Source organism: Streptococcus sp. 27098_8_113, from assembly GCF_041432545.1.
GTDB lineage: Bacteria > Bacillota > Bacilli > Lactobacillales > Streptococcaceae > Streptococcus.
In genome coordinates this window covers 18,429-34,581 of record NZ_JAPVZU010000011.1, presented here as the reverse complement: position 1 = coordinate 34,581, position 16,153 = coordinate 18,429, and the positions used below count along the sequence as shown (strand labels likewise).

Here is a 16,153-nt window from a genome sequence, read left to right as displayed (position 1 = left end):
TCTTTCAGCATTTTTTGCTATACTAGTCTTAGGAAAACAACGAGGACAAAAGATGACGCCAAATAAAGAAGACTATTTAAAATGTATTTACGAGATTGGCACGCGCCAGGGAAAAATCACCAATAAAGAAATCGCCCAGCACATGCAGGTTTCTCCGCCAGCCGTGACGGAGATGATGAAGAAAATGCTGGCTGAAGAACTCCTAATCAAGGACAAAAAGGCCGGCTATCTGCTGACCGACCTAGGCCTGCAGCTGGTCTCTGACCTCTACCGCAAGCACCGATTGATTGAGGTGTTCTTGGTTCAAAAGCTAGGCTATACCACGGACGAAATCCATCAGGAAGCCGAAATTCTGGAACATACCGTTTCTGAACGCTTTGTCGCAGGCTTGGAAAAAATGCTGGATTTCCCAGAGACCTGCCCTCATGGTGGCACAATTCCAGCCAAACACCAACTGCTGAAAGAAAAATACCATCAAACTCTGGCCTCCGCTCAGGAGCCTGGTAGCTACCTCATCCGCCGTGTCCACGACGACTTTGAGCTTTTGGCTTATCTGGAAAAGCACAATCTAAACATAGACCAAGAAATCAATTTCCTCCAGTATGACGACTACAGCCAGCTCTATCAACTAGAAGTAGACGGCCGAGCAATCCAAGTTAGCCCTATGATTGCCCAGCAGATTTATGTGGAAAAACTATAAACAGAACCCAGTTCAGACTTTTTAGTCTAAACTGGTTTTTTTATTGACAAAGATAAGATGTCAGAATATAATAAGTGTACTTACAAAATATTTAGAGGAAAAGCTAATGGAAAAATCGCAATTTAACTCCATCTACAAGGATGAATACAAAAAATCAACCGGTCTGCTCTTTATCCGTGCCTACCACAAGTGGCATGGGCTGATAAAAAACAAACTGAGAACGATTGATTTGACCCATCCCCAGTTTGTCGTTCTGACCACTCTTGCAGCGCTTCTGCGTCAGCAAGAATGGGTGAATCAGACCGATATTGCCCGATTTTCTGACATGGATGTCATGACCGTATCCCAAATCATCCGCCTCTTGGTCAAGAAAAGGTTGATCATGCGGGAAGTCCATCCCAAGGACAGCCGTGCCAACATCATACTCCTAACGGATATGGGGCTGCAAAAGGTCAACCAAGCTCTTCCTCTAGTAGAAAGCATTGATCAGGCATTCTTTGGAAAATTAGAAAATAAAACGGAAGTATTCAATCAACTCTTAATGAAACTGGAGGCAGAAAATGACTAGATTTTGGGTAGGCGTCGTATCAAAAGAACACGTCCTAAGAGGTGTAGAGGGAGGCTTTTGCCAAGTCTGCCACGGAAAGAAAGCACCGCTGAACCGAATGAAAAAAGGAGATTACCTTTTGTACTACAGCTCCAAGTATCAGCTGAATGGTCAGGAAAAGCTGCAGGCCTTTACAGCAGTTGGCAAGATTCTAGATGATACAGCCTATCAAGTAGAAATGTTTGAAGGTTTCTTCCCTTTTCGACGTGACGTCAGCTACTACCAGCCTGTCAAAGACTGCCACATCGAGCAAGTACGGACACATCCCGAATGGCGTCAATATGCTTCTCAGATAAGATACGGACATTTCGAAGTTTCAAAAGAATTTTTTCTCTATGTCTTTGAACAGATGAAGGAAGGATAGGAGGCTGGGACATCCCGACCTCCTATTCTTCGTATCCGATATCATATGCTCTATAATTGTTTTAGCAGGAATTATGGAGTTTTTAGGAAAAATCCTATCTACCTTACTGAAAAGTATAAATCAAATCAAATCATATCACAAACCGCCTAGAAAGACCAAGGCTTTTCTGATCAAAATAATACTCTAGACACTTCCACTTCATCACGTTTTTTAAAAGAAAGAAAAGATCCCATTTACCCTCTTGCAAACCTTTTCACTTTTTGCTAGAATGATGTCAAAAAATTAAGAAGGACAAATTATGCCACAAAATCTCTTTAAAGAATTGGCTCAACTGGAGCAAGTGGAAGCTCTGGCTCTCGGAGGCTCACGGGCCGGCCAACATTTTGACCAAGACTCAGACTATGATGTCTATGTCTACCTGAGCGCTCCTCTCGCGCCAGCCATCCGCCAAGAAATCCTCAGCAAGTACTGCTCCTATATGGAAATCGGCAATCAATTTTGGGAACTGGAAGACGACTGCGTCCTCAATAATGGTATCGAGATTGAGCTGATTTACCGCTCGCTGGACGACTTTGACCAAGACTTGCAGACCGTCGTTTTAGAGCACCAAGCCCAGAATTCTTACACTACCTGTATGTGGTACAATCTGATCCACAGCAAGATTCTCTACGATCGAGACGGCCGCTATGCTGCTCTCCAGAGCAAGTACAGCCTGCCCTATCCAGCTGAACTGAAAAAGAATATCATCAGTAAGCAGCTCCTACTTCTCGACCAAGCTATGCCAGCTTTTTCAAGACAGATCAAAAAAGCGATCAAGCGTCAAGATCTGCTCAGCATCAATCACCGCAGCAGTGAGTTTTTCGCTTCTTACTTTGATGTGATCTTCGCTCTCAATGAGCAGCTCCATCCAGGCGAAAAGCGCATGCTCCAGTATGCCAAAGAAAATTGCTCCCGCCTGCCTCAGGATTTTGAAGCCAATATCCAAGACTACTTCCAACATCTCTACCAGCCAGACCAGCAACAGAAAGCGGTCCTAGCCTTGGATAGCCTCCTAAACAATCTTAAGCACTTGATTGAAGCATCTATCTAGAATTTCAACAGATAAAAAGCTCATGAAGCCAGTTTTTCAGCTGGTTCATGAGCTTTTTACTATTTTCGTCAAGTGAGTTGAGGCTTATTTGTTAAAGATTGACTGTCTGAAGTCGTCTGTCTCACGAAGATAGGCATTGTAAATCTTCTTCTTGAGCAGGTTGACCCAGCTAGCTTCAACACGATTTGTCGCATTGGTAATGTTGCGCACATCCTCTGCGACTGCTTCATCCATCAGCTTCTGCATCTCTGCATACGAGCGAATGGTTACTTGCTTGGTACTGTTAGGATTTCTGAGTTCGTACTCGATGGTGATTGGTTTGAGCTTGGTTAGCTGGTCAATCCGCTCTTGGTACATGGCCTTCTTAAAGGCCGCCCATGAAGCATACTCACCCTTGAATACATTTTCCAAGACTTTCTGGTCAGTCACGAGACCAACATCTCTCCTGAGCCAGCCATCCCAAGTTGTCTTGCCTTCTGCAGCAGCCTCTTCGGAGAATTTCCCTGAAACATAAGGGACAAAACCTTCATGGTAGCCCTTGGCTGCCAGTAACTCATAGGCTGTGCGGCGGAACATAACGTCTCCCGGCGCCCCATTTGGATTGCTCAAGGCTGAGTAGATTGGCGAGAAGAGGCTGAGACTGAGGTAGCCATTACGCGGATACTGTCCGCTATCCTTATTCTCTCGACGGGTGATGACATCATTGTCAATCAGAGATTCAAAGCTGGTTAGTTGCTTGATTTCCTCAGCAGTAAAGCTGCGCGTCTGGTTACCAGCATGGGTCTGCTTACCATATTTATCCGTAATATAGTAATTCTCCATCTTTCTGAACCACTGGAGCTTGGCTGCATCGCTCTGCTTGACCATCGAAGTCCCTTCTAAGTAATCCAACGTGTAAATCATGTCAAACATGCCATGGACATAGTGCTGCAAATCTGCCGCATTTTGGACACGTTCCTTGAAGTTGTAGGTATGCACCCGTGTCTTAGAGTCCTTGTCCGTCTTGAAGAGGGTATTGAGGGTAATGGTTGGTTCATTTGGACTTGGTGTAGACTGCAAGAGACCACGCGCATAGAGCTCAGCCCCCAGTCCTTCACGGCGGCCATTGCCTTCAAAGTAGATAGAACCGTCGGAGTTATGGGTCATCTCATGCGTGTAGACAGAGTTCCCATAGTCTTCTAACAAGCGAGCAGCATCAAAGTGGGTGACACTGCCCGTAGCATAGGCATTGTATCCCTTGCTTGGATACCACTTGCCGGCTGGTCCAAAGAATTCCTGCATAGCTAGTGATTTCTTGTCATTAGCTGGAGCCCAATATCTTTTACCATCCTTGTCAACCAATGAGAATCCATCGTAAACCAGAACAGAACGGAAGAGCTTGTCCTTGCTTTCAGGGCTTAGGATCTTATACCAGAAGTCATAGTGATCACGCTGCCATTCAGCTGACTTTCTAACTCGGTCTTCGACATATTCAGCTAGCTCTGCATCTGTTCGCACCCTGTTATTGGCATCAAGGCGATAGCGATCATAAGCTCCCATGGAGACGGTGGACATATTGGAGATGACATAGACACCCTTCTCAGTCATGGTCAAGAGTGGCAGGAGCATGCCCTTATGTTCCCAATTATCAGCAGTAATCTTGTCATAAACGCCAACAGAATACTTACTCTTGCCCTCGGCTGCATCCTGAAGCTGTCTAGCTTCTGCCACATCCGACTTGGCCTCAACGATATAGGCTTTTGTATTATTCTTGAGCCATTCGTTATTGGTCTTGTCTGGAAGGAAGAGCTGGCGATAGCTTTCCAGATAGTTAAAGAGGCCGCGCTTACCAGTCGCTTCAGAGAGCGAGTTATCGTAAGCCAGATGATTGTTCTTAGCCTTGAGATTTTCAAAACCAGACTGACCGAGTGCAATGATGGTGTCTAGCGTCGAAGTCCTATGATTGCCAAAGAAATCAAACTTATAAGCCGACAAATCCTTGACATTGGTCTTGTCATAGTTGATATTATACCAACGGTTGAGATAGGTCAGACCAAGCAGGAAGGCTTCCTTATTGGCTGTAATCTTCTGAGCTACATAGTCAGCCACGACATCGCCTTCAGTATTGATGGACTTGTCCATAGCTAGAACTTTGCGTAACTCTTCTGCCAACTTGGTCTTGACTTGCTCAAAGGCTGTGTCCAGATAGAGCTCATCCAGAGAAGCATCCGCATTCACGCCTAAAACAGTTCGCATGGCTGGTGAGTCAAGGACAACCTTGCTCAACTCTGGCAGCACTTGATTGAGAACTCTGCTATAGTCTGATAGGAAGGCTTCTGGTGTATAAAGGAGGTCTAAGCCGTTTACAGTGTATTCTGCGATAGCTTGATGTTTGAAGTCTCCTTTATAGGTCAGATTTAGATAGTCAACCGTCTTATCCTCAAAGTGCAGCATTAGGCGGTTAATCGCAGTCTTGTTGCTATGGATATCGGTGATCATCTGATCACCCTTCATCGGAACCACATCCAGCAAATACTCTCTAGTAAGCTTGTGATTATCTGGAAGTTTATTTCCATAAGCAACGATGGTCTCCTTATTGTAGAATGGAAGGAGTTTTTCCATATTGGCATAGGCTATCAGACGGTCTGCACGAGCATTCTTTTCCTTGCTATAGTCAACCGTATGGAGATTGAGATTGCTGTCCTCTAGCGTGGTCGTGATGTCTAGGCTAGCCAGTTTCTCCTCAGCCTCGTCCAAGCTTAGAGTAGACGTGACAAACTGATCATTGCCTAGAGTTTCGTTTCCTTCAACCGCATAGGCTTCTTTAATGCGATCATTCTTGTAGTCTTGGTCGCCAGAAATGCTGTAAACATTTGTACCGCTGACATTGCTGATAACATTATCAATCAAGCCATTGAAGTAATTGGAGCCGACTACTCCACCGATTTGACCGTTCTTCGTAGAATTTTGGATCTTTCCAGTCACATAAGAACGGCTGATACGGGCATTGTCTTCCAAGCGACCGACCAGACCGCCAAAGCGCTGTTCGTTTGTTCGAGCACCTGCCAGAATGGTCACATCTGCCCTGCTCTGACTCAGCAAGGAATTTCCTCCCTTGAGGTTGGCAACCAAACCGCCGACATTATAGGCCTTGTACTGCTTGTCATTGGCTTGGATAGTTCCTGTAAAGGAGCTATTGGTGATTTGGCTATTGCTTGCAACAACGACCAAACCAGCTACCTGGGAAGCATTGCCCACTACCGACACTCTACCTTGGGCAGAAACATCCGTGATTTGCGCATTATCTGCACTACGGGCCAAAGCAGCAGAGTCATAGGTCCCGACAATATTGACCTCTTTCAGGTCCAAATTAGAAATAGAGGAACCGCTCTTGAGGTTTTCAAACAAAGGCTTGGCTAGATTATAAATCGCATACTGCTTGCCATTGTGACTACCAGTCAGACTGCCTGTGAAGTTTCCTCGGAGATAGACATAATCAGTAGGGGCCAGACTGACCTCGCTCGCATCCAAATCAGCTCCTAGAACAAAGTTGCCAGCCATATTTTTCTTCATGGCGTCTACCAAACCAGCAAAGCTCGTGTAGACATTTTGCTGACTAGGCACTGCCCTGCTGATATAAAAGTCATAACCAGACTTGTAGCCTGTGTCACCCTCTTGCACCAGCTCAGGCAGAGAGACCCTAACCTTGTAGACAGCCTTGCCATCCTTCTGGCCTTCTGCCATGCTATGAACCGGCAGGAGCATGTCCTTGGATTCACTCGATTTGACTTTGACAAAGTAGGTAGACAGGTCCGTAGGTATAGCAGTCATGGAAACGACACGCTTGAACTGGTCCTTTTCTTTTCTGTAAAACTCAGCCGAATCAATATCACGGAAGGAAATCTTCTTGTATTGCAACTCAAAGTTGCGGCTATCTTTTTCAAGGTCAGTCATGCTGCCCGTATCCAGCTCATAAGTCAGCTTGGTTTTCAGCGTATAGCCTGTGTAGTAGTCCAAGTCATCAATCTTCAGACTTCCTGCCACATTGTCAATCGGAAGCGAGTGGACAAGCTGGTCTCCCTTGTACAATTCAGCTGTCGCTGAGCGCAAGGATTTTGTCTTGTCTTCCAAGCTATATTGAACCGTGACCGACTTGTCCTCTGGATTTTCTGTCAGACTTAAGATCGAAACTGTCGGCTTGACCTTAGGCACACCATTTAGAGCCGTCCTGCTTGCTGTCAGGCTGGCAAAGGCTTGATTGACCTGCACTTGTGTGGCAGTTTGATCATTCAGAATTCCTTCTGCCTTGGTCAATTCGTTCGTATAGGCTGCTTTCTTATCTGCATCCGCATTCTTATATTGGACTGTCGTCTGCACAGTTCTGCCCAAATCATGTTCATTCCGCAAACGCGCTTTGTCCACTTCAAGACCCTGTAACTGAGCCTTGGCTTGATTGATTTGGTCCACCAGCTGGTTGACTTCCGCTTGGCCGGCTTGTGACTGATTGAGAAGCGCATGGCCTGCCGCCAAAGCGGTATCATAGGCTGCTTGGTGACTTTGACTATCATTGAAATAGCGAGCCTGAGCCTTGATTTTCTCTGCTTCTGTCAGTAGATTGTGAAGCGAAATCAGATCGAACTCTCTCAAGGCTTCCACTTGCGGGGCATCACTTGGTACCATGTGCGGTTTTATTGTGCCGACTTTGACAAGCTGAGCAACTGCTGCCCGCGTTTCCTCATTGGACAGCTCTTGACGGGAAAGTTCTTGGCCGTTAGAAGTATAAACTCTAGTCTTGATGGTACGTTCGCCCTGCACTCCTGGAGTGACGATGTGGCGGGCACCTTGTACAAGCTCATCCGTCTCTTCTTCACGTGTGGTAAAATCGATTTTCTCTACTCGCGTTTCATCCTTATAAGTCAGCGGATATTCTGGTAAAGCGGGCTCTTGCGGCGCAGTGCTCGGTACCATATGTGGCTTGGCCGTGCCGACTTTGACAACTTGTGTGACTGGAGCTAAAGTTTCCTCGTTGGACAATTCTTGGCGGGCAAGTTCTTGACCATTGGAAGTATAAACTCGAGTCTTGATCGTACGTTCACCCTGAACACCTGGAATGACGATGTGGCGGGCACCTTGTACAAGCTCATCTGTTTCTTCTTCACGTGTGATAAAGTCAATTTTCTCTACTCGCGTTTCATCCCTATAAGTTAGCGGATATTCTGGAAGGGCAGATGTTTGCGGAGCAGTGCTCGGTACCATATGTGGCTTGGCGGTGCCAACTTTGACAACTTGCGTAACTGGGGCTAGCGTCTCCTCATTGAACAATTCTTGACGATCAATTTCCTGACCGTTGGAACTATAGATACGAGTCTTGATGGTCCGTTCGCCCTGAACACCTGGAGTGACGATGTGACGAGCGCCTTGGACAAGTTCATCCGTTTCTTCCTCTCGCGTGGTGAAGTCGATTTTCTCTACTCGCGTTTCATCCTTATAAGTCAGCGGGTACTCTGGTAGGGCAGATGCTTGCGGCGCAGTACTAGGTACCATATGTGGCTTGGCTGTGCCAATTTTGACAACTTGTGTGACTGGAGCTAGCGTTTCTTCGTTGGACAACTCTTGGCGGGCAAGTTCTTGACCATTGGAAGTATAAACTCGAGTCTCGATGGTACGTTCGCCATGAACACCTGGAATGACGATGTGGCGGGCACCTTGTACAAGCTCATCTGTTTCTTCTTCACGTGTGGTAAAGTCAATTTTCTCTACTCGCGTTTCATCTTTATAAGTCAGCGGATATTCTGGTAAAGCGGGCTCTTGCGGCGCAGTGCTCGGTACCATGTATGGATTGGCAGTGCCAATTTTGACAACTTGCGGAACTGGGGCTAGAGTTTCCTCATTGGACAGCTCTTGACGGGCAATCTCTTGTCCGTTGGAAGTATAGATACGAGTCTTGATGGTACGTTCGCCCTGCACTCCTGGAGTGACGATTTGACGAGCGCTTTGGACAAGTTCATCTGTTTCTTCTTCTCGCGTAGTGAAATCGATTTTCTCTACTCGCGTTTCATCCTTATAGGTCAGCGGATATTCTGGTAAAGCAGACTCTTGCGGAGCGGTGCTCGGTACCATGTGTGGCTTGGCTGTGCCAATTTTGACAACCTGCGTGACGGGGGCTAGCGTCTCCTCGTTGGACAATTCTTGGCGGGAAATTTCCTGACCATTAGAAGTATAAACTCTAGTCTTGATGGTACGTTTGCCCTGCACACCTGGAGTGACGATTTGGCGAGCGCCTTGGACAAGTTCATCTGTTTCTTCTTCACGTGTGGTAAAGTCAATTTTCTCTACTCGCGTTTCATCCTTATAAATCAGCGGATACTCTGGAAGGGCAGATTCTTGCGGAGCAGTGCTCGGTACCATATGTGGCTTGGCCGTGCCGATTTTGACAAGCTGCGTGACTGGAGCTAGAGTTTCCTCGTTGGACAGCTCTTGACGGGCAATCTCTTGTCCGTTGGAACTATAGATACGAGTCTTGATCGTACGTTCACCCTGAACACCTGGCGTGACGATTTGACGAGCGTCCTGAGGTAACTCATCAGTATACTGTTCCTCAATGTTAAAAGCAATCTTCTCCACACGAGTTTCATCCTTTGCAACCAACTCTAACTCAGGAATTTCATGGACTGGAGCGGTATCAGGGACTGTGCCATAATCAGTTAACTCGGGTTTCTCGTGCACGGGAGCGCTAGCAGGTGCTGTACCATAGTCAGTTAACTCGGGGACTTCGTGCACGGGGGCACTAACGGGAACTGTACCATAATCAGTTAATTCTGGTTTCTCGTGCAAGGGAGCAGTATCGGGAACGGTGCCATAGCCAGACAACTCGGGAACCTCGTGGACAGGAGCGGTATCAGGGACCGCACCATACGCAGTGAACTCAGGGACTTCATGCACGGGAGCAGTATCGGGAACGGTGCCATAGCTAGTTAACTCGGGCTTCTCGTGCACAGGAGCGGTATCGGATACCGTACCATAACCAGTGAACTCAGGCTTCTCGTGCACGGGGGCACTAGCGGGAACCGTACCATAACCAGGCAACTCGGGAAGCTCATGAACCGGGGCGCTAGCAGGGACGGTGCCATAACTAGTAAGCTCGGGAACCTCGTGCACAGGAGCGGTATCGGGGACCGTGCCATAATCAGTGAGCTCAGGTTTCTCGTGCAAGGGAGCGCTAGCAGGAACGGTGCCATAGCCAGGCAACTCGGGGACCTCATGAACCGGAGCGCTATCTGGGACTGTGCCATAGCCAGTTAACTCAGGGACCTCGTGTACAGGAGCACTGTCAGGGACCGTACCATAACTAGTGAGCTCGGGAACCTCGTGAACTGGAGCGGTAGCTGGAACAACGCCATAGCTAGTTAACTCAGACTTCTCATACACGGGAGCGCTATTCGGAACGGTGCCATAGCCAGTTAACTCGGGTTTCTCATGGACTGGAGCAGTATCGGGAACGGTGCCATAACCAGTTAACTCAGGAACTTCATGAACGGGAGCGCTATCTGGAACTGTACCATAATCAGTTAATTCAGGAACCTCGTGCACGGGAGCAGTGTCGGGAACGGTGCCATAGCCAGTTAACTCGGGAACTTCGTGTACAGGAGCAGTATCAGGAACGGTGCCATAATTAGTGAGCTCAGGTTTCTCATGGACTGGAGCACTAGCGGGAACCGTGCCATAGTCAGTTAACTCGGGGACTTCATGCACGGGGGCGCTAGCAGGGACTGTGCCATAACTAGTAAGCTCGGGAACCTCTTGCACAGGAGCTGTATCGGGAACCGTGCCATAATTAGTGAACTCAGGAACTTCATGCACGGGAGCGCTATCCGGAATCGTGCCATAGCCAGACAACTCGGGGACTTCATGCACGGGGGCAGTAGTGGGAACTGTACCATAGGTAGCCATCTCGGGAACTTCGTGTACAGGAGCACTATCTGGAACGATGCCATAACTAGTGAGCTCGGGTTTCTCATGTACGGGAGCAGTATCTGGGACCGTGCCATAGTCAGTTAACTCGGGTACCTCGTGCACGGGAGCAGAATTGGGAACGGTGCCATAATTAGTGAGCTCTGGAACTTCATGGATTGGAGCCTCTTTAGGAACTGCCTTGTTTGCTGCAGTCCCGACTAAAACAACTTCTGAAACAGGCTCAGTGGTTACTTGATCGGAAATCTGCTTGCTCTCTACGACTTTTCCCTCAACACTATAGTGGCGTGTTACGATCTTGCGAGTCCCTGGAATGCCCGCGCGAATCACTCGGGATTGTCCTTCGGCTAAGTCATCTGAATACTGATATTCCGTTTTATAGGGAATTTCTTGGGTCTGGGTCCTTGCTTGACTTGTAAATTGCAGCTCTGGTCGCTCATGAACTGGCGTTTGACGAGCAAACTGTCCTTCTTTAGCAGCAATTTCCTCCCTTTCCTTCTCGGAAAGATAGGCTCCTTCAGCTAGCAGGGGCTCTTTCGGAACTTCAGTATGCTTAGGGCGACTTGCTAACTCTTTCAACTCCTGATCAGGCTGACTAGCTGAGGCTTCCTTTTGAAGGGCTGGCAGCTGAGAGTTTCCTCTTTGAGCTAGTTGATGCTGCGCTTCTTTTTTAAGGTAACCAATATACTGGTAGCCAGCAATTTTCAATGGTTCTGGCAACTGATCGCCAACGGCCAAAGTCAGACTTTGATTATAGGCGGCCAAATCCGTACTGCTGATTGCCAAAACAGAAGCTGGCAAAAGCACAGAACCCAAGCCTGTCACAAGCAAAATAGAGGACAGGTATCTCTTGCCATTTTTCCCTCGCGCCAGCACTAAAACAACCAAAGCCAGTCCTGTAGCCGCAAAAGCCGCTCCCAAGAAACCTGACTCCCCTGTCTTAGGGAGCTTCCCTGACAAGCTTTCCTGACTTGTCGGACGGTAAACCAAATAATAAGCGTCCGAATTTTCCTCCGCAAATTTGGGTAGTTCCTTTACAATAGCAGCTTTTTCAGCCTCAGTCAGATCGCTCTCCACTACATAGTGATACTGAACAAGGGTAGAATGATTGGCAGACACTTCTGCTGCCTCAACAGAGCTGACAGCTCCTCCCATTGTCGTACACAAAAAGAAGCTTCCGATAGTAGCGGAAACTAGACCTACAGACAGCTTTCTAAAAGAATAGCGCTGGTATATGTCACCAGTGACTCTTTTTTTCATAAAATTCCCTTTTCTTCATATAATAAACTAATAAAAATTTTACTGGATTTTACTCAAAATTGCAATCCCTTAGCCTGATAAAATACTTTTCTTTCAGCGGTCGATAGGGAGAGAAAATTCCTACATTCCAATTCAAAATTGAAGCAAGCAACAACTCCATCAAGGACATCAAGCAAACGTTTTTTTTCCTTGAAGCTTTATCAATTTTAAAACTGGAATTCACGTCGCTCTCCATAACAAAAAGGAGAGAACCCAGCTGGTCCTCTCCAGATAGTAGATAATCCGGCCTCACCATAGTTGACAAAAAGCCTGCAAAAGCTTTACCTCGAACCACTCGAGTTAAGAAAACACAATTCCTTCACCGATTTTTAGTGTCAAGCAGAATGGTCACTGGGCCATCATTTACCAATTCCACCTGCATATCTGCTCCGAACACGCCCGTCTTGACTGGCACTTGCTTAGCTAACAGCTGGTTAAACTTGTCATAAAAGGAACTAGCCATATCCGGCTTGGCTGCACCTGTAAAGGCTGGCCGATTTCCCTTTTTGGTATCTGCATGGAGGGTGAATTGGGAAATGGAAAGAATCTCCCCTCCGATATCCTGAACAGAAAGATTCATCTTATCCTCAGCATCGGAAAAAATCCGCATATTGACAATCTTCCTGACCGCGTAGTCCATATCTTCCTGACTATCATCAGGCCCGACACCTACCAAGAGCAGGAGACCTTGTTCAATGCTGCTATGCAGCTGCTGGTCAATACTAACCTGAGCACGTTTGACACGCTGAATGACAATTTTCATATCTTTTCCTTTATTTCTGACTACTATCTACTCTGACAGGATCGCACTTAGCCATTGGTTCGTTTGACCGAATACACCTCTGGCACACTCTTAATCTTATCCACCACCGTCGTCAGCATGGACAGATTAGCAATGCCAAAAGAAACATGGATATTAGCAAATTTCATATCCTTAGTTGGCTGGGCATTAACCGTTGAGATATTTTTGGTGGTATTGGACAGCACCTGCAACACATCGTTAAGGAGGCCAGACCGATTGAGACCATAAATATCAATGTGAGCCGTGTACTCTTTAGTCGAATTATTTTCTTCCCATTCCACATCAAGCAAGCGTTGCTCATAATTTTCCTGAGCCTTGAGATTCATACAGTCTTGCCGGTGGATGGCCACGCCGCGTCCTTTGGTAATGTAACCCACAATGTCGTCACCAGGCACAGGATTACAGCACTTAGCAATCCGAATGAGGAGACCAGACGCTCCCTGAATGACCACACCGCCTTCGTGCTTGACCTTAAGGGTGTCTTTTTTATTTTCAACCTTAACTTCACCACCCTTGACCAATTCCTCCGCCTCTGCTTTGGCCTTGGCCCGCTCTTCCTCACGGCGCTCTTTTTCCGTCAAGCGGTTGAAAATACTAATGGCACCGATCTCACCGAAACCAATTGCCGCAAAAAGCGCTTCTTCGGTCTTATAGCTGGTCTTTTGCAGCACATCTTCCATGTGCTTCTTGTCCATGTACTTATTGGCTACATAACCATTCTCCTGAAATTGAGCCTGCAAGAGCTCCCGTCCTTTAGAAATAGACAGCTCCTTGTCTTGATTTTTAAAGAACTGACGGATTTTATTTCTGGCCTTGCTGGTCTTGACAAGATTAAGCCAGTCACGACTAGGTCCAAAGGAATTGGCATTGGTGATGATTTCCACCTGATCCCCAGTCTTCAGCTTGGTATTGAGCGGCACCATGCGGCCATTAACCTTGGCTCCTGTCGCCTTCTCCCCAACCTTAGTATGGATCTCATAGGCAAAATCAATGGGTCCTGAGTCCTTAGGCAAAGAACGTACTGCTCCATCCGGTGTGAAGACATAGATTTCCTCAGCCAGGTAGCTTTCCTTAACCGAATCAACAAATTCCTTAGCATCACCAGACTGATTCTGCAATTCCATCAATTCCTTGATCCAATTCATCCCGATGGCAGATTCCTTGCCGTCAACCTGACCCTTAATTCCTTTTTTATAGGCCCAGTGAGCAGCGACCCCGTATTCTGCGACTTCGTGCATTTCCTTGGTTCGAATCTGGAACTCAATCGGACCTTTAGGACCATAAACGGTCGTATGGATAGACTGGTAACCGTTGGCCTTGCGATTAGCAATATAATCCTTGAAACGCCCCGGCATGGGTTTCCAAAGCTCATGGATATAGCCCAGCATGGCATAAACATCACTATGGGTGCTCAAAATGCAACGAATAGCAATCAGATCATAGATCTCATCAAACCGCTTCTTCTTGTCCTGCATTTTGCGGTAGATGGAGTAAATATGCTTGGGACGACCATAAATCTTCCCATGCAGATTGCGCTCACCTGCGTAGGTTTCAATCTTGTGGACAACTTCCTCTACCAGAGCTTCCCGCTCTCGGCGCTTCTCCTTCATCATGTGGGAAATTTTATAAAACTCCGTCGGATTGAGATAACGGAAAGATAAGTCTTCCAATTCCCATTTGACACTGGAAATCCCCAAACGATGGGCCAGAGGAGCATAGATTTCCATCGTTTCCTGCGAGATTCGCTCCTGCTTGTCTGGCCGTAAATGATTCAGAGTACGCATATTATGCAGACGGTCAGCCAACTTGACCAAGATCACTCGAAGGTCTTCAGACATGGCCATGAGCATCTTGCGGTGATTTTCCGCCAACTGTTCTTCGTGAGACTTGTATTTGACTTTCCCAAGCTTGGTCACACCATCCACAATCACACGCACATCATGGCCGAATTCCCGCTCCAGATCGTCCAAGGTCGCCGCCGTATCCTCTACGACATCATGCAAAAAACCACAGGCTACTGAAACAGCATCCAACTTGAGCTTGGCTAAAATTCCCGCCACCTGAATCGGATGGACGATATAGGGCTCTCCCGACTGACGAGTTTGCCCGCTATGGCATTCCATCGCATAGATCAACGCTTTTTGAACAAAAGCCACATCCTCTGCAGCTAAATATTTTTTGGTTAGGGCTACAACCTGATTCCCCGTTAAATTTTCTTCTTTTGGCATGCATTCTCTCCGCTTTCTTGCCTACTATTTTAACATTTTTAAATCAATATGAAAACCAAGAGGACTAGAATAAAAGTAAGGTGGCAGAATAGAACTGCGTTTTCAAAGTTTTAGCTTGTCAACCTTGTTTCCGAGCTAAGATTTAAAAACTTTCCTAGAGTTATAAACAGTTCCAGCCCCACGAGGTTGCTCGATAATCCATGGCTATTGAGCAAGCAGCTGCAACCTCAAGGATCTCTTTCTAATAAAAAGCGAGGTCGAGACACTTTTGTCTCAACCTCCGTGATGAAAATGATGTACTTTCTCCATATGAGCTATATCTTTTAGAAACTCATAATAGGCATAGATGAGGTAACCAGCAGAGGCCACACCCAAAATAGCTATTGATACTTCAAATAAGGTAGACAAAGACATGATAAACCTCCTCTCCTTATTTCAAACTGCAATGTGCAAAGCGACCATCAGCGGCTGTTTCGTTTCCGATTTTTTCCTTTCTAGCCTGCCTATGGATTCACCTTTATTATACCAAATTTAAGATAGGAAAACAATAAAAATCCCTTTATAAAAATACTTTTTTCAGGCCTGATGAAGCAAATGACCTGCGTCAGTTGTCTATTTCTCCACCTGCCCTTTAATCAAAAAAAGCTAGGAGCACTTTCCTAACTTTCTTCTCTTTTGTCATGAACACTCGAGACCAGAAAACCACTTTTAAAAAGGGAGTTCCTCCTCTTCCAGCACCAAATCTGCTAGGTCTGCTCCAGTATTATTTTCACGGAGAGCTCTCTGGGCTCGGCTCTCTAAAAGCTGAAAACCACTGCAAAGAACTTCTGTCACATAATGAGTGGTTCCATCCTTTTCATAGCGGCGACTCCGCAATTCTCCATCCAGAGAAATCAAACTCCCCTTACTAGCATAACTTGCCAAGGTTTCAGCCAAGCGCCCCCAGACAACAAGGTTAATAAAATCCGCTTCACGCTCTCCGTTTTGGCTCTTGTACCGGCGATTCACCGCCACTGTCGCACGCGCGACCGACTTATCATTTGCTGTCTTGTGTAGCTCTGGTGTAGCCGTCAACCGGCCAATGATGATGACTTTATTATACATATTTTCTTC

Annotated in this window: 9 protein-coding genes; 4 read left to right on the top strand and 5 right to left on the bottom strand. The window is 46.7% G+C overall.

Features of this window, described 5'->3' with window-relative positions:
* Positions 1-52: 52 nt before the first annotated feature.
* The 4 genes from O3644_RS07245 (at position 53) to O3644_RS07230 (ending at position 2,761) form a co-directional block, all read left to right on the top strand.
* On the top strand, positions 53-700 hold the full coding sequence (locus O3644_RS07245) for a metal-dependent transcriptional regulator (protein ID WP_187421789.1): 648 nt from the start codon (positions 53-55) through the stop codon (positions 698-700).
* A gap of 106 nt (positions 701-806) precedes the next feature.
* Positions 807-1,268 (top strand): MarR family winged helix-turn-helix transcriptional regulator, encoded by a 462-nt coding sequence (locus O3644_RS07240; protein WP_048765429.1) that lies wholly within the window; start codon positions 807-809, stop codon positions 1,266-1,268.
* Positions 1,261-1,671 (top strand): EVE domain-containing protein, encoded by a 411-nt coding sequence (locus tag O3644_RS07235; protein WP_048765431.1) that lies wholly within the window; start codon positions 1,261-1,263, stop codon positions 1,669-1,671. Before O3644_RS07240 ends, O3644_RS07235 begins: the two co-directional genes overlap by 8 nt.
* A 298-nt stretch (positions 1,672-1,969) precedes the next feature.
* On the top strand, positions 1,970-2,761 hold the full coding sequence (locus O3644_RS07230) for a DUF4037 domain-containing protein (RefSeq protein WP_371595377.1): 792 nt from the start codon (positions 1,970-1,972) through the stop codon (positions 2,759-2,761).
* 84 nt (positions 2,762-2,845) lie between these two features.
* On the opposite strand, the gene O3644_RS07225 is transcribed toward O3644_RS07230, so the two are convergent.
* The 5 genes from O3644_RS07225 to O3644_RS07205 all read right to left on the bottom strand — a co-directional run bounded on the left by O3644_RS07225 (position 2,846) and on the right by O3644_RS07205 (position 16,144).
* Complete coding sequence (locus O3644_RS07225) at positions 2,846-11,971, bottom strand: SIALI-17 repeat-containing surface protein (RefSeq protein ID WP_371595376.1); 9,126 nt, start codon at positions 11,969-11,971, stop codon at positions 2,846-2,848.
* A gap of 358 nt (positions 11,972-12,329) precedes the next feature.
* Positions 12,330-12,773: a D-aminoacyl-tRNA deacylase gene (gene dtd, locus O3644_RS07220; RefSeq protein ID WP_125383544.1), complete on the bottom strand. Its 444-nt coding sequence runs from the start codon at positions 12,771-12,773 to the stop codon at positions 12,330-12,332.
* Positions 12,774-12,820: 47 nt separating this feature from the next.
* Positions 12,821-15,040, bottom strand: coding sequence for a bifunctional (p)ppGpp synthetase/guanosine-3',5'-bis(diphosphate) 3'-pyrophosphohydrolase (locus tag O3644_RS07215; protein WP_061423401.1), 2,220 nt, complete (start codon positions 15,038-15,040; stop codon positions 12,821-12,823).
* 273 nt (positions 15,041-15,313) lie between these two features.
* Positions 15,314-15,454: a hypothetical protein gene (locus O3644_RS07210; RefSeq protein ID WP_167320505.1), complete on the bottom strand. Its 141-nt coding sequence runs from the start codon at positions 15,452-15,454 to the stop codon at positions 15,314-15,316.
* Positions 15,455-15,748: 294 nt separating this feature from the next.
* The gene (locus O3644_RS07205; RefSeq protein WP_015604291.1) at positions 15,749-16,144 is read right to left on the bottom strand and encodes a single-stranded DNA-binding protein; all 396 of its coding nucleotides are present in this window, start codon (positions 16,142-16,144) and stop codon (positions 15,749-15,751) included.
* Positions 16,145-16,153 lie beyond the last annotated feature (9 nt).